The organism is Pseudomonas sp. LBUM1673 (assembly GCF_059695645.1).
This window is the reverse complement of the sequence record NZ_CP166780.1, coordinates 4,717,810-4,735,425: the sequence shown is the minus strand read 5'-3', so window position 1 is coordinate 4,735,425 and position 17,616 is coordinate 4,717,810. Positions and strand designations below refer to the sequence as shown.

Genomic DNA, 17,616 nt, shown 5'->3' with positions numbered 1-17,616 from the left:
TTTCGACCGGGAGGAACAATCCGAATGAGAGTCTGGGCAGTCGCCAATCAAAAGGGTGGTGTCGGTAAAACCACTTCCTCCATCGCTTTAGCCGGTTTACTGGCCGAGGCGGGCAAGCGCGTGGTTGTGGTCGATCTCGATCCCCACGGCTCCATGACCAGCTACTTCGGTTACGACCCCGACAGCCTGGAACACAGCAGCTACGACCTGTTTCTGCACAAGGGCAGCGTGCCGCAAGGCTTGCCCGGTCAGTTGCTGCTGCCCACCAGTGACGAACGCATTTCCCTGTTGCCGTCGAGCACCGCGCTGGCGACCCTTGAACGCCAGTCACCGGGCCAGAGTGGTTTGGGCCTGGTGATCGCCAAGAGCCTGGCGCAGTTGTGGCAGGACTTCGATTACGCCGTCATCGACAGCCCACCGCTGCTCGGCGTGCTGATGGTCAATGCCTTGGCGGCCAGCCAGCAGTTGGTGATTCCGGTGCAGACCGAACACTTGGCCGTCAAAGGCCTGGAACGCATGGTCAACACCCTGGCGATGATCAACCGCTCGCGCAAACAGGCGCTGCCGTTCAGCATCGTGCCGACCCTGTTCGACCGCCGCACCCAGGCTTCTCTCGGCACCCTTCGTGTGCTGCGCGACAAGTACCCGGAAGAAATCTGGCAAGGCTACATCCCGATCGACACCCGCTTGCGTGATGCGAGCCGGGCCGGGGTGACGCCTTCGCAATTCGACGGCAAGAGCCGTGGTGTCCTCGCGTACCGTGCACTGCTCAAGCATTTGCTGGCGCAGCAACTTGTTCCGCAGGTGGCGTGAGATGAACCTGAATCGGCCGGTGAAGATCACCTCGCGCCCGCAACTGGCCCTCCAATCCTATCTGGACGGCTTGCTGCAGGAGGCGACCGAAGAGTTGCCGCCAGAAATCGAGGCTCTGCCCGAGGTTGTCGTGGTTGAAGCAGCGCTGGATGAGTTCCAGGCTGCCGTGCTTGAAGAACAGGCCCGTGATGCGCAGAAACCGGCAGTGGCCGCCGCACCAATCGTTGCTCCAGTGTTGAAAGCACCGGTGGCCGTGATCGAAGCGCCGGCACCGATTCTGGCGCCCGTGTCGACGATTGCACCGCTGCTGCAAGCGCTGGTGCCGCCGGTGGTGGAAGTTCATCTGCCGCCGAGCAACACGCCGCCCCCGGTGGAAACCGACGGTCGTCCGGCATGGGCTGCCGAGCCGTTCGAATGCCTGTTGTTCGACGTCGCCGGGTTGACCCTGGCGGTGCCGCTGGTGTGCCTGGGCTCGATTTATTCCCTGGCCGGCCACGAGCTGACGCCGTTGTTCGGTCAGCCGGAATGGTTCCTTGGAATCCTGCCGAGCCAGGCCGGCAACCTGAAAGTTTTGGATACTGCGCGCTGGGTCATGCCGGATCGTTATCGCGATGATTTCCGCCAGGGCCTGCAATACGTTATTTCGGTTCAGGGCTACGAGTGGGGACTGGCGGTGCATCAGGTCAGCCGCTCGTTGCGCCTGGACCCGAATGAAATCAAATGGAGAAGTCATCGAGGTCAGCGGCCATGGCTCGCCGGCACGGTGATTGAGCACATGTGTGCGCTGCTGGACGTTTCCGCCCTGGCCGAGTTGATCGCCAGCGGTGGGGCAAAGCACATGGGCGGCAGCAAGCCGCTACACAAATCGACATAACAGCCGACATAACAAACATGCGACGGCATTGTTGAATGCCGCCACACAGAACACACACCGCCAGGGCGGTTTTTCGAGGGGTCAGGGTATGAATGATAAGGCGTCGTCTGCAAAAGGTTCCGAAGATCCGATCCTGCAATGGGTAACCTTCAAACTGGACAATGAAACCTACGGCATCAACGTGATGCGCGTTCAGGAAGTCCTGCGTTACACCGAAATCGCCCCGGTTCCGGGTGCCCCGAGCTACGTGCTGGGCATCATCAACCTGCGCGGTAACGTGGTCACCGTGATCGACACCCGTCAGCGCTTCGGCCTGATGAATGCCGAGATCAGCGACAACACCCGTATCGTCATCATCGAAGCCGACAAGCAAGTGGTCGGGATCATGGTCGACAGCGTGGCTGAAGTGGTTTACCTGCGTCAGTCGGAAATCGAGACCGCGCCAAACGTCGGTAACGAAGAGTCCGCCAAGTTCATTCAAGGCGTGTGCAACAAGAACAACGAACTGCTGATCCTGGTCGAGCTGGACAAGATGATGAGCGAAGAAGAATGGTCGGAACTGGAGAGTATCTGATTGATTCTTGAGGTGGCTGTCATTGTCCTGTTCCTCTTCTGGGCAGGCACGTTGACGATGTTCCTGGCATACATCCGCGCTCAACGGCAAATCGCCGCGCAACAGGCCCAGGGCGATGCGCTGCGCGATCAGCGCATCAAGGACCTGGCCAAGCGCGTCGACGACTACCAGAGCGGCAACGTGCGCATGGGTGAAGACCTGCACGAACTGCGCGCGGTCGTCGGGCCGTTGCCGGACAAACTGGCTCAGTTGGAGCAGCGTGATCCGTCGAGCCTGTCGTTTGCCCAAGCGGCGCGATTGGTGGGGATGGGGGCCAGCGTCGATGAACTGACTCAGTCCTGCGGCTTGACCCAGGCTGAGGCGGAGTTGATGAGTAAGTTGCACAAGAACTGATTTCTGCGCTTGCGTTGAGATCGCTATTCGCGAGCAAGCCCGCTCCCACAGTGGATCGGTGGTGGACACAGAATGTGTGAGCGCCGCCAATCCCCTGTGGGAGCGGGCTTGCTCGCGAAGGCGTCCTCAAATCCTCAGTAATCGTCCCCTCGATCGGTGACATCCTTCTCTACCATCGGCGCATGCGGATCCTGCCCCTCAGGAAACTTGCCCTTCAAATTCCACGCAAACGCAATAATCTCGGCAATCGTGAGATACAACTCCTGCGCAATACTCTCTCCCAATTCCATCCTTGCCAGCAGTTTCACCAGCTCGGCGTTTTCGTAGATCGGCACTTCGTAATCGCGGGCAATTTGCAGAATGGCTTCGGCCAGTTCTTCGTCACCTTTGGCCGTGAGGGTAGGGGCGTGGGTGCCGTCGTATTTGAGGGCTTTGTGACAAGTCAGCAATCGAACTGAAGGTGGCAGTTTTATAGCGACACGGAAGGCGAAAGAAATTGATGTTCAGATTTGTTGCCCGTTCTCAGACCAAAATTACACTGCCCTAGTCCATTGCCTACAATTTTGTGGGATCTCGCCGACTTGTGAGAATGGCCCCTCATTAATAACCTGATCTGCGTTGCCGCATAGCATTGATCGGACTTACCCGCCCGCAGACGAAGTCACATTTCGATCGCGCCCCCCCCAATCTTAAATGCCGTGTTTTTGACATGTGCAGTGCCAAGGATTGTTATGTTCGATATCTTTCGTCATACACCACTATGGGTTTATGCGGTCTTTTTTATAGTGACCTATTTTGGTGTCATTGCTTGCTTCAAAAATCATGAAACCAAAAGGTCGTTACTGATAACACCGATAATATTTGTCACGACTTCCCTGGTGTCTTTGAATTTCTCTCAGGGTATCGCAATGCCGTTGTCGATTTACGCGCTTGGGTTGTCAGTCGGATGGCTTGGGGCGCTGGGTTTTTACTCGTACCGCGATGTCGAACGCGAAGGTGATCGATTGATACTGGGTGGTTCGGTCAAAGTACTCGTCGTTTATTGGTGCTTTTTTGCCTGGCGTTATTACAGCGGTTATCAAGTTGCAATGCGTCCGGAACTTGCTGATAAAGTGTTTATGATCTCTTTCTCATCTTTGGGCGCGGGCGTTATCAATGGTTTGATTATCAGCCGTTGCCTCAGACTTTTGCACTTCTTCAGAACCGATAACGTCACCGTGGCATCAACGAAATGACGACCAATCTCAATTGGGGTGGCGAGTCGTGGTGCTCTCATTCCTGAGCTGAAGGCGTTACGTCTCGTTCCTCTCTAGGCGCATGCGGATCCTGCCCCTCAGGAAACTTGCCCTTCAAATTCCACGCAAACGCAATAATCTCGGCAATCGTGAGATACAACTCCTGCGGAATACTCTCTCCCAATTCCATCCTTGCCAGCAGTTTCACCAGCTCGGCGTTTTCGTAGATCGGCACTTCGTAATCGCGGGCAATTTGCAGAATGGCTTCGGCCAGTTCTTCGTCACCTTTGGCCGTGAGGGTAGGGGCGTGAGTGCCGTCGTATTTGAGGGCGATGGCCTGGCGTGGTGCGGTGGATTCGTTCATGCGGTTTCGTCGACCCAGCGTTGTTCGAGGCGGGTTTGAGGGCCTTGTGGCGGTGTGCCGAGGTGGCAATCCAGATCGCCGACGTTCAGGCCTGACGCGCGCAGGCGTTCGCGCAGTCCGGCCAGGTTGCTCTCGATCAGGCTCGCGGTGTACGGCCGTTCGGCCCATAGCTGGCTGGAGAGGCTGCCTTTGATCAGTTGGGCCTGAATCTGCAACGGCCCTAACGGTTCCATGTCGAACGCCAGATCGACGCGCCACAGCTGTTGCTTGGGTTCGCGTTCGTCGCGGCGTTCGTGGGGCTGTTCTTTCTCGGGCGCTTCTTCGCGCTGGAATTTGACCTGCAACGGCACGATGTCCTGCAGGTTGCGCATGGGGATTTCCAGCTGCCAGGTGCTGAGCAGCCGACCGTCGTCGGTGACGCCGGTCTGTTCCAGGCTCGACAGCTGATGGCTTTGCAGCCGCGAGACGGCCGCCGCTGCCAGACGCAACAAGTGCTCCAGATCGCCTTCACCGTCCTGACTTTGCAGCAGGCGCTCGGGAAGCGGGAAACTGGTCGGCAACGGTTTGGCGCTGACTTGCCCAAGCATGCCCAAGGCGCTTCGCACGAAACTCGGCAGCGCTTGCGCCAGTGTATTGGCGGCGATGATCGCGTTGAAAGGGGTGTTGGCCGGCAGGCCCGGCGTCAGTTGTGCGATCAGCTTGAGCAAGTCGCCTTTCATGTCAGGTGTCAGGGTCGGGTTTTGTCCGGTCAGCAGTTTCGCTTCGAGGAACAGGCCGCTATTGGCCAACGCCTGGGCCAGGCCTTTGGGCGTACTCAGTTGCTGAACGTCCGGCAGGCCGGCGAGCAATTTGTCCACGACGGCGCGCAAGTCGCTGGAGGTCTGATCCGACGGCGGCAGGTTTTGCAGGACTTTGATCAAACCCTCTAAAGAGCCCTGGCGACTTTGCTGGCTGACCAGTTGCTGCGTCACCGCCAACTGTTCCTGACGGCTGCTCAACGGGACGAATTTCAGCGTCTGGGTGTCCTGCACCAAGGCGCTCAGCAAGGTCCCGATGCGCAGTGGCGTCGGGCTGTCGATGCTCAGGGTGCTGCCGCTCAGCGCGGTGTTGAGCAGGCTCACCATCGAGCGAAACACCGTCGGCTGGCCCGGCACCTGCGGCATTACCTGAGAGGTCAGCACTTTGCCTTGCAGCAACGTCCCGACCGGCAGTTGCGCCGTGTCGATGCGGGTGAGGGTCGCGACGCTGGAGGCGATCGCCTGTTGCACCGTGACCGCCAAATTGCCCGCCGATGGCTGGGTGATCGCCAGGCTGGTGCCCTGAGGCAGCGGCTGAGTGCTGGTGGCCTGGACCGTGGTCTGGCGGCCACTGTCGAGCGTAACCTTGAGCAACAGTTGAAAGGTCTGATCCGCCTGCTTGAGCGACAGCACTTCGGCCCTGGCGGTCTGACCGGCCGTGATCAGACCCTCCATCGGCGTCAGCAGCTTGAGCAATTCGCCGCTGACCACCAGCGCACGCGTAGTCGCCGGGGTGGTTTGCGGGAGCGGGAGGATGTTTATTTCGCCTGTCATACGCGGACACAACCTGAGGAAATTGCACTCTTGAGAGTAAGGTACGGCATGTATAATGCCGCCCGTCTTTCGCTGAGTGGCGAAAACATTGCAAATGTTTGACGCAGCTCTCTAGAACAAGCCGTCATTGCATCTATGCTGCATCTCTTTAACGGCCGCGCCAGAGCCGACTTGAACCGCAAAAGGCCCGTGATCTCTTGACCAGTCCTGTCCTGCAAACCGTTGCCCTTGCTTGTGAGCGAGACCTTCGGCTGCTCTTCGAAAATCTCGAATTGAGACTGGCCAGTGGCGAAATGTTGCAAATCAGCGGTCCTAATGGCAGTGGCAAAACCAGCCTTTTACGTCTGCTTTGCGGTTTGATGCACCCGACCGCCGGTCAAGTATTGCTAAACGGCCAGCCACTGCACGAGCAACGCAGTGAACTGGCGCGCAACCTGTTGTGGATCGGCCACGCCGCCGGCATCAAGGACCTGCTGACCCCCGAGGAAAACCTCTGTTGGCTCTGCGCCTTGCATCAACCGGCCTCCCATGAGGCGATCTGGCAGGCACTGGAAGCGGTGGGACTGCGCGGTTTCGAGGATGTTCCCTGCCACACCCTGTCCGCCGGCCAGCAACGTCGCGTGGCCTTGGCGCGGTTGTACCTGGACAGCCCGCCGCTGTGGATCCTCGATGAGCCATTCACCGCGCTCGACAAACAAGGCGTGGCGCAACTCGAAGGACACCTGGCCGCGCACTGCGAGCGGGGCGGCATGGTGGTGCTGACCACTCACCACACACTGACCCGGATGCCAGCCGGCTATCGCGACATTGATTTGGGGAACTGGGCCGTATGAGTGTTTTCGGCCTGTTGGTCGCCCGCGAGGCCCGTTTGCTGTTCCGCCGTCCTGCCGAATTGGCGAACCCGCTGGTGTTCTTCGCCATCGTTGTCTCTTTGTTCCCGTTGGCGGTCGGCCCCGAGACTCAATTGTTGCAAACCTTGTCTCCGGGACTAGTCTGGGTGGCGGCGCTTTTATCGGTTTTGCTCTCGCTGGACGGGCTTTTCCGCAGTGATTTCGAAGATGGATCCCTTGAGCAGTGGGTCCTTTCGCCGCACCCCCTGGCTATTCTGGTTTTGGCCAAGGTGCTGGCACACTGGGCTTTTTCCGGCCTGGCGCTGGTTTTGCTCGCGCCCTTGCTGGCGTTGATGCTCGGTTTACCTGCCGCCTGTCTGCCGGTGTTGCTGCTTTCTTTATTGCTGGGTACACCGGTGCTGAGCCTGCTCGGTGCGGTGGGCGCGGCGCTGACGGTAGGATTGAAACGTGGTGGCCTGTTGCTGGCGCTGCTGATTTTGCCACTGTACATCCCGGTGTTGATTCTCGGCAGTGGCGCCTTGCAGGCGGCGTTGCAGGGCATGCCGGCGACCGGTTATCTCTTGTGGCTTGGTAGCCTGACCGCCCTGGCGATAACCCTTACACCTTTTGCAATAGCCGCTGGCCTGAAGATCAGCGTCGGCGAATAATGAGGTCTGATCAAATTTTGATCAGTAAAGGCCCTTCGCTGCTCGTGATGGCGAGCAGCACCCGTGATGGAAACAGCAATGAACTGGACCTGGTTTCATAAGCTCGGCTCACCCAAATGGTTTTACGGCATCAGCGGAAAACTGCTGCCATGGCTGAGCGTCGCGGCGTTGCTGCTGATCGGCATCGGTGTGGTTTGGGGCCTGGCCTTCGCGCCACCGGACTACCAGCAAGGCAACAGCTTTCGCATCATCTATATCCACGTTCCTGCCGCCATGCTGGCGCAGTCCATCTACGTGATGCTGGCCGTGTGCGGCATTGTCGGGCTGGTCTGGAAAATGAAACTGGCCGACGTCGCCTTGCAATGCGCCGCCCCGATCGGTGCCTGGATGACCGTCGTGGCGCTGGTCACCGGTGCGATCTGGGGCAAACCGACCTGGGGCTCGTGGTGGGTCTGGGATGCGCGACTTACGTCCATGCTTATTCTGCTGTTTCTGTACTTCGGTCTTATTGCGCTGGGCAACGCCATCAGCAATCGTGACAGCGCCGCCAAGGCCTGCGCGGTGCTGGCGATCGTCGGTGTGATCAACATCCCGATCATCAAGTACTCGGTGGAGTGGTGGAACACCCTGCATCAGGGCGCGACCTTCACCCTCACCGAAAAACCGGCGATGCCCGCCGAGATGTGGCTGCCACTGCTGCTGACGGCGCTGGGTTTCTACTGTTTCTTCGGCGCGGTGCTGTTGCTGCGCATGCGCCTTGAAGTGCTCAAGCGCGAAGCCCGGGCGAGCTGGGTGAAAACCGAAGTGCAGAACAGTCTGGAGGCCGTTCGATGAGTTTCGTTTCATTCGGCGACTTTCTCGCCATGGGCCATCACGGCCTGTATGTCTGGTCAGCCTATGGCATTTGCCTGGCGGTGCTGGCCCTCAACGTGGCGGCGCCGATCCTGGCCCGCAAGCGGTATCTGCAACAAGAGGCGCGTCGTTTGCGCCGGGAGAACGGCAAGTGAATCCGCTGCGTAAAAAGCGTCTTATCATCATTTTCGCGATCCTGGTCGGTGTCGGCGCTGCCGTCGGCCTGGCCCTGAGCGCCCTGCAGCAGAATATCAATCTGTTTTACACCCCGACCCAGATCGCCAACGGCGAAGCGCCGCAAGGCACACGTATCCGCGCGGGCGGCATGGTCGAGAAAGGTTCGCTGCAACGTTCCGGCGATTCCCTGGACGTGAAATTCATCGTCACCGACTTCAACAAATCCGTGACCATCAGTTATCGCGGCATCCTGCCGGACCTGTTCCGCGAAGGGCAGGGCATCGTCGCCCTCGGCAAGCTCAACGCTGACGGCGTGGTGGTGGCCGACGAAGTGCTGGCCAAACACGATGAAAAGTACATGCCGCCGGAAGTGACCAAGGCCCTGAAAGACAGCGGCCAGTCGGCACCCACTCCTGCGAAAGAGGGTTAATTGATGACTTCTGCTCTCTATAGTTCAGGGCTGTTTATCCCCGAACTCGGCCACCTGGCCATGATCCTGGCGCTGTGTTTCGCGCTGGTTCAGGCCGTGGTGCCGTTGCTCGGTGCCTGGCGCGGCGATCGCTTGTGGATGAGCCTGGCCCAGCCGGCGGCGTGGGGGCAGTTCGCGTTTCTGCTGTTCGCTTTCGGTTGCCTGACTTACGCGTTCATGGCGGACGACTTCTCCGTCGCCTATGTGGCCAGCAACTCCAACAGCGCGTTGCCGTGGTATTACAAATTCAGCGCCGTCTGGGGCGCGCATGAAGGTTCGTTGCTGCTGTGGGCGTTGATCCTCGGCGGTTGGACCTTCGCGGTGTCGGTGTTCTCCCGGCAGTTGCCGCAAGTGATGCTGGCGCGGGTGTTGGCGGTGATGGGCATGATCAGCACCGGTTTCCTGCTGTTCCTGATCCTGACATCCAACCCTTTTGCCCGGATCTTGCCGCAGATGCCGGCGGATGGTCGCGACCTTAATCCACTGCTGCAAGACATCGGCCTGATCGTTCACCCGCCGATGCTGTACATGGGGTACGTCGGTTTCTCCGTGGCGTTTGCCTTCGCCATCGCCGCACTGCTGGGCGGTCGTCTCGATGCGGCGTGGGCACGCTGGTCCCGTCCGTGGACCATCGTCGCCTGGGCCTTCCTCGGTATCGGTATTACGCTGGGCTCCTGGTGGGCCTACTACGAGCTCGGCTGGGGCGGTTGGTGGTTCTGGGACCCGGTGGAGAACGCATCCTTCATGCCTTGGCTGGTGGGCACGGCGCTGATTCACTCGTTGGCGGTCACGGAAAAACGTGGCGTGTTCAAGAGCTGGACCGTATTGCTGGCTATCGCGGCATTCTCGTTGAGCTTGCTGGGGACCTTCCTGGTGCGTTCCGGCGTACTGACCTCGGTTCACGCCTTTGCGTCCGACCCTGAGCGCGGCGTGTTCATCCTGATTTTCCTGCTGTTTGTGGTCGGCGGTTCGCTGACGCTGTTCGCCCTGCGCGCTCCGGTGGTCAAAAGTCATGTCGGCTTCAACCTCTGGTCCCGGGAAACCCTGCTGCTGGGCAATAACCTGGTGCTGGTGGTGGCCGCGTCGATGATCCTGCTCGGCACTTTGTACCCGCTGATTCTCGATGCGATGACCGGCGCCAAACTGTCGGTTGGCCCACCCTATTTCAACGCGCTGTTCATTCCATTGATGGCGTTGCTGATGCTGGTGATGGCGGTCGGCATGCTGGTGCGCTGGAAAGACACCCCGGTCAAATGGCTGATGAGCATGTTGACCCCGGTGTTGCTCGGTAGCGCCGCGTTGGCCGTGGTGGCTGGCGTCGCTTATGGCGATTTCAACTGGGCGGTGCTGGCGACGTTCATGCTCGCCGCCTGGGTGTTGCTGGCCGGTGTGCGGGATATCTTCGACAAGACCCGTCACAAGGGACTGATCAAAGGTTTGCCGACGCTGACCCGCAGCTATTGGGGTATGCAAATCGCCCATTTGGGCATTGCCGTGTGTGCGCTGGGTGTCGTGTTGTCGAGCCAGAACAGTGCCGAGCGAGATCTGCGCCTGGCGCCGGGTGAGACTATGAGCCTTGCCGGTTATCAATTTGTGTTCGAAGGCGCCAAGCACTTCGAAGGGCCGAACTTTACGTCCGACAAGGGCACCGTACGGGTGATCCGCGATGGCAAGGAAGTCAGCGTGCTGCACCCGGAAAAACGCCTCTACACCGTGCAGAATTCGGTGATGACCGAAGCCGGGATTGACGCCGGTTTCACCCGTGACCTTTACGTTGCACTGGGTGAGCCGTTGGGCGAGGGCGCCTGGGCGGTTCGCGTGCACGTCAAACCGTTCGTGCGCTGGATCTGGTTCGGTGGGTTGCTCACCGGGTTAGGCGGGTTGCTGGCGGCGCTGGATCGTCGTTATCGAGTCAAGGTGAAAAGCCGCGTGCGTGAAGCGCTCGGCATGACGGGAGCCACCGCATGAGACGTTGGTTGATGCTGTTGCCACTGGCGATTTTTCTGGTGGTCGCTGTTTTTCTGTATCGGGGTCTGTACCTGGACCCGGCTGAGCTGCCCTCGGCGATGATCAACAAACCGTTCCCGGAATTTTCATTGCCTTCGGTGCAGGGTGACAAAACCCTGACCAAAGCGGACATTCTGGGTAAACCGGCACTGGTCAACGTCTGGGGCACCTGGTGCATTTCCTGCCGGGTCGAGCATCCGGTGCTGAACAAACTGGCCGGGCAAGGCGTGGTGATCTACGGCATCAACTACAAGGACGTCAACGCCGACGCCTTGAAGTGGCTGGCCGAGTTCCACAACCCGTATCAACTGGACATCCGTGACGATGCCGGCACCCTGGGCCTGAACCTCGGTGTGTACGGCGCACCGGAAACCTTTTTCATCGACGCCAAGGGCATCATCCGCGACAAATTCGTCGGTGTGATCGACGAACAAGTCTGGCGTGAAAAACTGGCGGCCAAGTATCAGGCGCTGGTCGATGAGGTCAAGCCATGAAGCGCTGGATTGCCGCCGCCGTGCTGGGTTTGAGCATGGCCGGTGTGGCCCACGCGGCCATCGACACCTATGAGTTCGCCAAAGAAGGTGACCGTGAGCGTTTTCGCGAACTGACCAAAGAGCTGCGTTGCCCCAAGTGCCAGAATCAGGACATCGCCGATTCCAATGCACCGATCGCCGCCGACCTGCGCAAAGAGATTTTCCGCATGCTCGGCGAGGGCAAGGACAACCAGCAGATCATCGATTTCATGGTCGACCGTTACGGTGATTTCGTCCGCTACAAACCCGCCTTGAACGCCAAAACCGCTTTGCTCTGGTTCGGCCCCGCCGGGCTGTTGCTGGGCGGTTTTGTGGTCATCGCCGTGATCGTCCGTCGCCGTCGCGTGCAACGCACTGACAGCAAGGATGAGCTTTCCGTCGAGGAGCGTGAGCGCCTCGACCATCTGTTGGATAAAACCAAGAATGATTGATTTCTGGCTCGCTGCAGGTTTGCTGCTTCTGGTTGCCCTGAGCTTTTTGCTGATCCCCGTTCTGCGTGGTCGTCGTGCCCAGCTTGAAGAGGACCGCACGGCCCTGAACGTCGCGCTTTATCAGGAGCGCGTGGCTGAGTTGCAGACTCAGCAGGAAGAGGGCGTACTCAACGCCGAACAAATGGACACCGGCCGCGCCGAAGCCGCCCGTGAACTGCTCGCCGACACCGAAGGCGTCGAGGCGCCGCGAGTGTCGCGTCTGGGCAAACCGTTGCCATTGCTGGCGGCGATTCTGGTGCCGGTGCTGGGCCTGGGGCTGTACCTGCATTTCGGGGCCAGCGACAAAGTCGAGCTGACCCGCGAGTTCGCCCAGGCGCCGCAGTCGATGGAAGAGATGACCCGTCGCCTGGAGCGTGCGGTCGCCGCTCAGCCTGACTCGGCTGAAGGCCTGTACTTCCTGGGCCGCACTTACATGGCCCAGGACCGTCCGGCCGATGCAGCGAAGATCTTCGAACGCACCGTGACCCTGGCCGGTCGTCAGCCGGAACTGCTCGGGCAATGGGCTCAGGCCCAGTACTTCGCGGACGGCAAAAAATGGTCGGACAAGGTTCAGGCGCTGACCGACGAAGCGCTGAAAGCTGATCCGAAAGAAGTCACCAGCCTCGGCCTGCTGGGCATTGCGGCCTTTGAAGGCGAGCGTTATCAGGAAGCCATCGACTATTGGAGTCGCCTGCTGGCGCAACTGCCACCGGATGACAAGTCCCGCGTCGCGCTGCAAGGCGGCATCACTCGGGCCGCCGAGAAACTCGAAGCCAGCGGTGGCAAGGTGGCCGAAGCTCCAACAGCGAAAGCTGCCGCACTGCTCAAGGTGCGTGTCGATCTGGCTCCGGACTTGAAAGCCAAGGTCCAGCCCGGCGACAGCGTATTCATCTTTGCCCGTGCCACCTCCGGCCCGCCCGCACCGCTGGCCGCCAAGCGTCTGACCGTCGCGGACTTGCCGGCGACCGTCGAGCTGGGTGATGCCGATGCCATGATGCCGCAGTTGAAACTGTCGAACTTCCCTGAAGTCCAACTGGTTGCGCGCATCTCCCGCGCCGGCCAACCGACTGCCGGCGAATGGATCGGTCGCAGCCAACCCTTGGCCACCAGCACCACCGCGCCACAAAAACTGACCATCGACAGCCCGGATAAATAACAGGAAACGCCGCCATGACCGCCATCGCTCGTATCACTCTTCTCAGTATGGTTTTGGGGTTAAGCGCTTGTGCGGTCCAGCAGCCCGAGCCCACACGGCTGCCGCCAATCCCGCCTTCGGGGCCGAGTACCAAACCGGCTCCGTCGACGGTGCCGAGTAAACCGAGCACCCCGGTCAAACCGTCCAAGCCGATGCCACGCACCTCCGCCAGCTTCGCCCCGCCACCGGGTGGTAATAGCCATTGGGACGCGAAACTCGGCGTTTATGTGCTCGACAACCAAACCAACACGTTCTACCGCCAGCGCACCTACTACCGCTGGAACAACGGCTGGAGCCGCTCGATCAGCCCGAACGGACCGTGGGAAGAGACGGACATCCATGGTGTGCCGGGTGGGTTGGGCAGACAATTCGGGCAGTGAATGGAAACGGCGATCTGAGGATCGCCGTTTTGCTTTTTGGGGTTTGTGGAAGGCTAAAGAATGGCCCGATAGTGGGTCAACGCCTTGCTCGACTGAACCAGGCCTTGGCGCAATAGCAGATCAAGATAGGTGCCGACATCCATCGGCGGCATCTTTAGCTGTTTGCGTTGCCGTTGTGCTGCCGCGACAACTGCTGCCGGGTCCAGGTCAAAGAGGTTATCGACGAACTCATCAGGATGCTGGGCCTCGATGCCAAAAGGTCCCAGTGTGTCATCGGGAAAGTCTTTCTGATTAAAGGTCACAATGACACTGGCGTTGCAGCGAATGGCGGCAGCCAGAACATGTCGGTCATCGACGTCAGGCAGTGTTAGCCCCTCGATCAGCTTTTCGTAACCATATACGCAAGCATCGGGTATGGCCTGATCCATCAGGTCGGACGTGCGATCCAATTGCTCTGTTGTCAGGTTTGGACGGTTTTTCAGCAGATTGCGCTTCCATTCGTTGTGTATCTCCAGTGACCATCGCGCCCGAAAACGTCCTGAGAGCGCGAGCCACATCAGGAAATCTCTCAAGGGAGCAGGGTACAAAACACATGCGTCATATACAGCGGTAAAAGGGGAGTGCCTCACTCGTATCCTGTCCTTAACGCTTGTGCTTGCTCGGCGAGAAGCGTCATTGCTTGCTCGCTGGCGGTGTCGCGCCGGTTTTTATAGTCCATCAAATCGGCAAAGCGCACACGTCGGTGCTTGCCGGTTTTGTGGTAGGACAACTCGCCGGATTCCAGCAGTTTGATCAGGTGCGGGCGTGAGACATTGAGTAAATCCGCCGCTTCCTGGGTGGTCAGTTCGGCGTGAACCGGAACGACCTTTACCGCATTGCCTTCTGCCAATGCGGCCAGAATGTCGACCAGCAATCGCAGGGCTGAAGTGGGCAGTTCGACGCTGTGAGCTTCATTCTGCTCGTCAAAAATCTGGATGCGTTGGGTTTCGAATTGAGTCGCGAGATAGGCCGCGAGGGCGCGCTGGCCTTCGATAGCGGCTTGAACTTCGCGTGCCATGGGCAGGTTGATTGGTGGGTGGATGACTAAGGACATGATGGTTTCCAATATTCTGAGTAGCGATGCTGGAAGGCTATTCGAATCAAACGAAAATCGCAATAAACGAAACCTGGGCTTGTTTAAGACTCTTTTGCCTGCAAGTCTGGACGTAATCGACAAACGACCGAGCCTTCGTAGGTCCGATCAAATCAACACCCTGTAAAACAACCGAGCGTCGTGATCCGGATTTTTGTGCTTGAGTAAAAATAACCCTAGGGTTATTTTTGTTGGGCCGGAGCAAGGAGGCTGGTGGTGCAGAGCAGGTTATTGATCAAGGAGCTGATAGAGGCGGGCTGGACACTGGACCGGGTCACCGGCAGTCATCACATCTTCACTCACCGTTACAACCCTTACACGATACCCGTCCCCCATCCGAAGAAGGGTTTGCCGATCGGGACGGTCAAAAGCATCAGGAGGCGAGCCGGGCTGTATTGCCCGGGAGCCAGTTTGGCAGGAGATCCATAATGCAATACCCAATCTGTATCGAGTGGGGCGACGAGAACACCGCCATCGGTATTCAGATCCCCGATATTCCTGGTGCCGTAACGGCCGGGGATACGTTTGAAGACGCTTACAACGCGGCGGTCGAAATTGCCCACATCATGCTGCAGGAGATCATGACAGACGGGGAGTCAATTCCGATGCCGACCTCAGCGGCTGCGCACCGCGAGAATCCGGAATTTGCCGACATGGGTTGGGGGATGCTGGAACTCGATATCTCGCCGTATCTGGGCAAGACCGAGAAGGTCAACGTGACGCTGCCTGGCTACGTGATCCAGCGTATTGACCGTTATGTGCGAGAGCACAATGTCAAAAGCCGCTCCTCCTTTCTCGCGGATGCGGCGATGGAGAAACTGGTTCGGCCCTGAGTGGTATCAGTCGAATCGCCTTCGCGGGCAAGCCTCGCTCCTACATGTCTTGCATTATCCCTGTAGGAGCGAGGCTTGCCCGCGAAGCTGTTAGCGTCCTAAGCCGTTGCCAACGAACGCCTCTCTGAAACGCTCAAAAACCGCAACAACGCCAACAGAGGAAACGCACTGCCCACAATCACGATCCACAACCAGCCGCCATGCTCATACACCGCGCTGGCCACCGATGAACCAAACGCACCGCCGATGAAGATGCTGGTCATGTACAGCGCATTCAGTCGGCCGCGGCTTTTGGCGTCGAGGGTGTAGACCGCGCGCTGGCCGAGGACCATGTTCATCTGCACACAGAAGTCGAGCACCACGCCGGTCACGGCCAGGCCTATGACGCTATAGGCCGGGTGGATGAACGCGGGCAGGAAGCTCAGGCTGGCGAACAGCATGGCCAGTAGCGAGGCGATGCGGGTATGGCCGGCATCGGCCAGTCGACCGGCGATGGGCGCGGCAATGGCACCAATGGCGCCGACCAGGGCGAAGATCGCGATTTGGGTTTGCGACAAGCCATGATGACGCGCCAGCTCAAGCGGCACGGCGGTCCAGAACAGACTGAACGTGGCGAACATGCAGCCTTGGTAAAAGGCCCGTTGACGCAACACCGGCTGCTGACGCAACAGTGTCCAGAGCGAGCCCAGCAATTGGCCATAAGAGGCACTGTGATCCGGTTGACGCTTGGGCACCGTCAGGGTCAGCACAATGCTGATCGCCGCCATCAACACCGCTGCGATGACAAACATCGCGCGCCAGCCGAAGTGGTCAGCCACCACGCTGGACACCGGTCGAGCCAGCAGAATCCCCAACAGCAATCCCCCCATGATCCCGCCAACCACGCGGCCGCGCGATTCTTCTGGCGTCAGGTGGGCGGCCAGTGGAATCAGGATCTGCACCGACACCGAGCTGAACCCCACCAGCAACGAGATCAGCAGGAAAACGTTTGGCTGATCGGTAAACGCCGCGCCCAGCAGACTGGCGATCGCCACCACAGTGGTGATGATCATCAAACGGCGGTTTTCCAGCAGATCACCCAACGGCACCAGGAAGAACAGGCCCAGCGCATAACCAATCTGCGTCAGCGAAACGATCAGGCTGGCCATGGTGTCGGTCAGACCGATATCTGGCGCGATCAGGCCAATGATCGGCTGGGCATAGTAGATATTGGCCACGATAGCGCCGCAGCAGAAGGCGAAGAGCAGCACCATCCCTCGGGTCATTGTTGCGGCACCGTGGGGCACCTGAGTCGCTGGATTCATAACGTGGCTCGCTGAACAAGAAGGGAGTGCGCAAAGGCTAATCGGCTGGGTAGAGCGGCGGAAGAGAGTTTGGAGTGATAGTCATCATGCCTGTACGGAATGAATGACGCATGTGTGTGCTATCTGCCGACAACCCTGCGCCCGAACAGTGGGATCCGATGATACATTCACTTACATCTTGTTCGATAGCGTGCTTATGTTCTCTCTTAACGTTTCATAAACACGGAAGGCACTTCCATGAATGCGATGTTCCGTCACCTGATTCGCGGCGCTTCAACAGTTACCTTGATCACCTTGTTCACGACAACGTTGGCTCAGGCCCAGGACGCGCCGGGTATGCGCATCGGCGTGCGCGGCGAAATCACCGGCATCAGCGCCGACGTCATGAAAGTCCACGTCAACAGCGGTGAAAACGTGGCGATCAACCTGACCCAAGACGCCAAAGTCCGCGCCGTCACCCTGGCCAATATCGAAGACATCAAACCCGGCAGCTACATCGGCTCGGCTGCTGTGCCCCAGGAAGACGGCACTCTCAAGGCCCTGGAAGTCCATGTCTTCCCACCGGAACTGGCCGGCAGCGGCGACGGCCATCGGCCTTTTGATCTGGTCAAGGGCAGCAGCATGACCAACGGCAGCGTGGGCGATCTGGTGGTCAGCAATGGTCGGGTTTTGACCGTCAACTACAAGGGCGGCCAGCAGAAAATTCTGGTGCCGGAGGATGTGCCGATCGTGAACCTGGCGCCGGGGGATCGCAGCTTGTTGAAGGTGGGCGTGAAGATCGTGACATTCGTCACCCAAAGTGCTGATGGGACACTGACCGCGCAATCCATTTCGGCCGGCAAGGATGGCGTCACACCACCGATGTAATGACATGTCCAAAACCCTGTGGGAGCGGGCTTGCTCGCGAAGAGACCGTGTCAGTCGACATCAATGTTGAATGAC

At 59.2% G+C, this 17,616-nt stretch carries 24 protein-coding genes; 18 read left to right on the top strand and 6 right to left on the bottom strand.

The features are described 5' to 3' along the window. Nucleotides 1-24: 24 nt before the first annotated feature. The 4 genes from ACA044_RS21905 to ACA044_RS21890 all read left to right on the top strand — a co-directional run bounded on the left by ACA044_RS21905 (nt 25) and on the right by ACA044_RS21890 (nt 2,654). Complete coding sequence (locus ACA044_RS21905; protein WP_497443239.1) at nt 25-813, top strand: ParA family protein; 789 nt, start codon at nt 25-27, stop codon at nt 811-813. 7 nt (nt 814-820) lie between these two features. Continuing rightward, nucleotides 821-1,687 carry a CheW domain-containing protein gene (locus ACA044_RS21900; RefSeq protein ID WP_497447282.1) on the top strand — a complete coding sequence of 289 codons (867 nt, stop codon included), beginning with the start codon at nt 821-823 and terminating at the stop codon, nt 1,685-1,687. 88 nt (nt 1,688-1,775) lie between these two features. Then, entirely contained in the window at nt 1,776-2,261 is a 486-nt protein-coding gene (locus ACA044_RS21895; RefSeq protein ID WP_008024622.1) for a chemotaxis protein CheW, read from the top strand. Next, nucleotides 2,262-2,654 carry a DUF2802 domain-containing protein gene (locus ACA044_RS21890; protein ID WP_497443238.1) on the top strand — a complete coding sequence of 131 codons (393 nt, stop codon included), beginning with the start codon at nt 2,262-2,264 and terminating at the stop codon, nt 2,652-2,654. A gap of 134 nt (nt 2,655-2,788) precedes the next feature. On the opposite strand, the gene ACA044_RS21885 is transcribed toward ACA044_RS21890, so the two are convergent. After that, complete coding sequence (locus tag ACA044_RS21885; RefSeq protein ID WP_497443237.1) at nt 2,789-3,103, bottom strand: EscU/YscU/HrcU family type III secretion system export apparatus switch protein; 315 nt, start codon at nt 3,101-3,103, stop codon at nt 2,789-2,791. A 249-nt stretch (nt 3,104-3,352) separates the two neighbouring features. Between ACA044_RS21885 and ACA044_RS21880 the strand changes: the two genes are divergently transcribed. After that, nucleotides 3,353-3,889 carry a DUF6622 family protein gene (locus ACA044_RS21880; protein ID WP_497443236.1) on the top strand — a complete coding sequence of 179 codons (537 nt, stop codon included), beginning with the start codon at nt 3,353-3,355 and terminating at the stop codon, nt 3,887-3,889. A gap of 37 nt (nt 3,890-3,926) precedes the next feature. Here the strand turns inward: ACA044_RS21880 and ACA044_RS21875 are convergent, their stop codons facing one another. Both ACA044_RS21875 and fliK read right to left on the bottom strand, forming a co-directional pair. Then, nucleotides 3,927-4,253: an EscU/YscU/HrcU family type III secretion system export apparatus switch protein gene (locus ACA044_RS21875; protein WP_497443235.1), complete on the bottom strand. Its 327-nt coding sequence runs from the start codon at nt 4,251-4,253 to the stop codon at nt 3,927-3,929. Then, the gene (fliK, locus tag ACA044_RS21870; RefSeq protein WP_497443234.1) at nt 4,250-5,824 is read right to left on the bottom strand and encodes a flagellar hook-length control protein FliK; all 1,575 of its coding nucleotides are present in this window, start codon (nt 5,822-5,824) and stop codon (nt 4,250-4,252) included. The genes ACA044_RS21875 and fliK overlap by 4 nt, the downstream gene beginning before the upstream one ends. Nucleotides 5,825-6,021: 197 nt before the next feature. Between fliK and ccmA the strand changes: the two genes are divergently transcribed. The 10 genes from ccmA to ACA044_RS21820 all read left to right on the top strand — a co-directional run bounded on the left by ccmA (nt 6,022) and on the right by ACA044_RS21820 (nt 13,405). Then, entirely contained in the window at nt 6,022-6,657 is a 636-nt protein-coding gene (gene ccmA / locus ACA044_RS21865) for a cytochrome c biogenesis heme-transporting ATPase CcmA (RefSeq protein ID WP_497443233.1), read from the top strand. Continuing rightward, on the top strand, nt 6,654-7,322 hold the full coding sequence (ccmB, locus tag ACA044_RS21860; RefSeq protein ID WP_497443232.1) for a heme exporter protein CcmB: 669 nt from the start codon (nt 6,654-6,656) through the stop codon (nt 7,320-7,322). The genes ccmA and ccmB overlap by 4 nt, the downstream gene beginning before the upstream one ends. Nucleotides 7,323-7,400: 78 nt before the next feature. Further along, on the top strand, nt 7,401-8,156 hold the full coding sequence (locus ACA044_RS21855) for a heme ABC transporter permease (RefSeq protein WP_497443231.1): 756 nt from the start codon (nt 7,401-7,403) through the stop codon (nt 8,154-8,156). Continuing rightward, complete coding sequence (ccmD, locus tag ACA044_RS21850) at nt 8,153-8,329, top strand: heme exporter protein CcmD (RefSeq protein ID WP_497443230.1); 177 nt, start codon at nt 8,153-8,155, stop codon at nt 8,327-8,329. The genes ACA044_RS21855 and ccmD overlap by 4 nt, the downstream gene beginning before the upstream one ends. Further along, the gene (gene ccmE / locus ACA044_RS21845) at nt 8,326-8,781 is read left to right on the top strand and encodes a cytochrome c maturation protein CcmE (RefSeq protein ID WP_497443229.1); all 456 of its coding nucleotides are present in this window, start codon (nt 8,326-8,328) and stop codon (nt 8,779-8,781) included. Before ccmD ends, ccmE begins: the two co-directional genes overlap by 4 nt. A 3-nt stretch (nt 8,782-8,784) precedes the next feature. Beyond that, nucleotides 8,785-10,788 carry a heme lyase CcmF/NrfE family subunit gene (locus ACA044_RS21840; protein ID WP_497443228.1) on the top strand — a complete coding sequence of 668 codons (2,004 nt, stop codon included), beginning with the start codon at nt 8,785-8,787 and terminating at the stop codon, nt 10,786-10,788. Then, nucleotides 10,785-11,321, top strand: a complete 537-nt coding sequence (locus tag ACA044_RS21835; RefSeq protein WP_497443227.1) for a DsbE family thiol:disulfide interchange protein — start codon at nt 10,785-10,787, stop codon at nt 11,319-11,321. Before ACA044_RS21840 ends, ACA044_RS21835 begins: the two co-directional genes overlap by 4 nt. Then, nucleotides 11,318-11,791, top strand: coding sequence for a cytochrome c-type biogenesis protein (locus ACA044_RS21830; RefSeq protein WP_497443226.1), 474 nt, complete (start codon nt 11,318-11,320; stop codon nt 11,789-11,791). The genes ACA044_RS21835 and ACA044_RS21830 overlap by 4 nt, the downstream gene beginning before the upstream one ends. Next, nucleotides 11,784-12,986: a c-type cytochrome biogenesis protein CcmI gene (gene ccmI, locus ACA044_RS21825; RefSeq protein WP_497443225.1), complete on the top strand. Its 1,203-nt coding sequence runs from the start codon at nt 11,784-11,786 to the stop codon at nt 12,984-12,986. The genes ACA044_RS21830 and ccmI overlap by 8 nt, the downstream gene beginning before the upstream one ends. Before the next feature lie 14 nt (nt 12,987-13,000). Continuing rightward, on the top strand, nt 13,001-13,405 hold the full coding sequence (locus ACA044_RS21820; protein ID WP_497443224.1) for a hypothetical protein: 405 nt from the start codon (nt 13,001-13,003) through the stop codon (nt 13,403-13,405). Between the two features lie 53 nt (nt 13,406-13,458). On the opposite strand, the gene ACA044_RS21815 is transcribed toward ACA044_RS21820, so the two are convergent. Further along, nucleotides 13,459-14,034: a PIN domain-containing protein gene (locus ACA044_RS21815; protein WP_497443223.1), complete on the bottom strand. Its 576-nt coding sequence runs from the start codon at nt 14,032-14,034 to the stop codon at nt 13,459-13,461. After that, entirely contained in the window at nt 14,031-14,498 is a 468-nt protein-coding gene (locus ACA044_RS21810; RefSeq protein WP_008073029.1) for a helix-turn-helix domain-containing protein, read from the bottom strand. Before ACA044_RS21810 ends, ACA044_RS21815 begins: the two co-directional genes overlap by 4 nt. 255 nt (nt 14,499-14,753) lie before the next feature. On the opposite strand from ACA044_RS21810, the gene ACA044_RS21805 reads away from it, so the two are divergent. Further along, entirely contained in the window at nt 14,754-14,966 is a 213-nt protein-coding gene (locus ACA044_RS21805; RefSeq protein WP_063342932.1) for a type II toxin-antitoxin system HicA family toxin, read from the top strand. Next, a complete protein-coding gene (locus ACA044_RS21800) occupies nt 14,966-15,370 on the top strand; it encodes a type II toxin-antitoxin system HicB family antitoxin (protein WP_497443222.1) in 405 nt (134 codons plus the stop codon). The genes ACA044_RS21805 and ACA044_RS21800 overlap by 1 nt, the downstream gene beginning before the upstream one ends. A gap of 98 nt (nt 15,371-15,468) precedes the next feature. Here ACA044_RS21800 and ACA044_RS21795 read toward each other — a convergent pair whose 3' ends face one another. Then, the gene (locus ACA044_RS21795; protein WP_497443221.1) at nt 15,469-16,674 is read right to left on the bottom strand and encodes an MFS transporter; all 1,206 of its coding nucleotides are present in this window, start codon (nt 16,672-16,674) and stop codon (nt 15,469-15,471) included. A 237-nt stretch (nt 16,675-16,911) separates the two neighbouring features. Between ACA044_RS21795 and ACA044_RS21790 the strand changes: the two genes are divergently transcribed. Then, nucleotides 16,912-17,541 carry a hypothetical protein gene (locus tag ACA044_RS21790; RefSeq protein ID WP_497443220.1) on the top strand — a complete coding sequence of 210 codons (630 nt, stop codon included), beginning with the start codon at nt 16,912-16,914 and terminating at the stop codon, nt 17,539-17,541. The last annotated feature ends 75 nt before the right edge of the window (nt 17,542-17,616 follow it).

What these genes read in the sequence shown, in the direction of transcription:
- ACA044_RS21895 (WP_008024622.1), top strand. Translation starts at nt 1,776, where the DNA reads ATGAATGATAAGGCGTCGTCTGCAAAAGGTTCCGAAGATCCGATCCTG.
- ACA044_RS21820 (WP_497443224.1), top strand. Translation starts at nt 13,001, where the DNA reads ATGACCGCCATCGCTCGTATCACTCTTCTCAGTATGGTTTTGGGGTTA.
- ACA044_RS21840 (WP_497443228.1), top strand. Translation starts at nt 8,785, where the DNA reads ATGACTTCTGCTCTCTATAGTTCAGGGCTGTTTATCCCCGAACTCGGC.
- fliK (WP_497443234.1), bottom strand. Translation starts at nt 5,824, where the DNA reads ATGACAGGCGAAATAAACATCCTCCCGCTCCCGCAAACCACCCCGGCG.
- ACA044_RS21905 (WP_497443239.1), top strand. Translation starts at nt 25, where the DNA reads ATGAGAGTCTGGGCAGTCGCCAATCAAAAGGGTGGTGTCGGTAAAACC.
- ACA044_RS21795 (WP_497443221.1), bottom strand. Translation starts at nt 16,674, where the DNA reads ATGAATCCAGCGACTCAGGTGCCCCACGGTGCCGCAACAATGACCCGA.
- ACA044_RS21810 (WP_008073029.1), bottom strand. Translation starts at nt 14,498, where the DNA reads ATGTCCTTAGTCATCCACCCACCAATCAACCTGCCCATGGCACGCGAA.
- ccmI (WP_497443225.1), top strand. Translation starts at nt 11,784, where the DNA reads ATGATTGATTTCTGGCTCGCTGCAGGTTTGCTGCTTCTGGTTGCCCTG.
- ACA044_RS21835 (WP_497443227.1), top strand. Translation starts at nt 10,785, where the DNA reads ATGAGACGTTGGTTGATGCTGTTGCCACTGGCGATTTTTCTGGTGGTC.
- ACA044_RS21790 (WP_497443220.1), top strand. Translation starts at nt 16,912, where the DNA reads ATGAATGCGATGTTCCGTCACCTGATTCGCGGCGCTTCAACAGTTACC.
- ccmD (WP_497443230.1), top strand. Translation starts at nt 8,153, where the DNA reads ATGAGTTTCGTTTCATTCGGCGACTTTCTCGCCATGGGCCATCACGGC.
- ACA044_RS21855 (WP_497443231.1), top strand. Translation starts at nt 7,401, where the DNA reads ATGAACTGGACCTGGTTTCATAAGCTCGGCTCACCCAAATGGTTTTAC.
- ACA044_RS21875 (WP_497443235.1), bottom strand. Translation starts at nt 4,253, where the DNA reads ATGAACGAATCCACCGCACCACGCCAGGCCATCGCCCTCAAATACGAC.
- ACA044_RS21800 (WP_497443222.1), top strand. Translation starts at nt 14,966, where the DNA reads ATGCAATACCCAATCTGTATCGAGTGGGGCGACGAGAACACCGCCATC.
- ccmB (WP_497443232.1), top strand. Translation starts at nt 6,654, where the DNA reads ATGAGTGTTTTCGGCCTGTTGGTCGCCCGCGAGGCCCGTTTGCTGTTC.
- ACA044_RS21830 (WP_497443226.1), top strand. Translation starts at nt 11,318, where the DNA reads ATGAAGCGCTGGATTGCCGCCGCCGTGCTGGGTTTGAGCATGGCCGGT.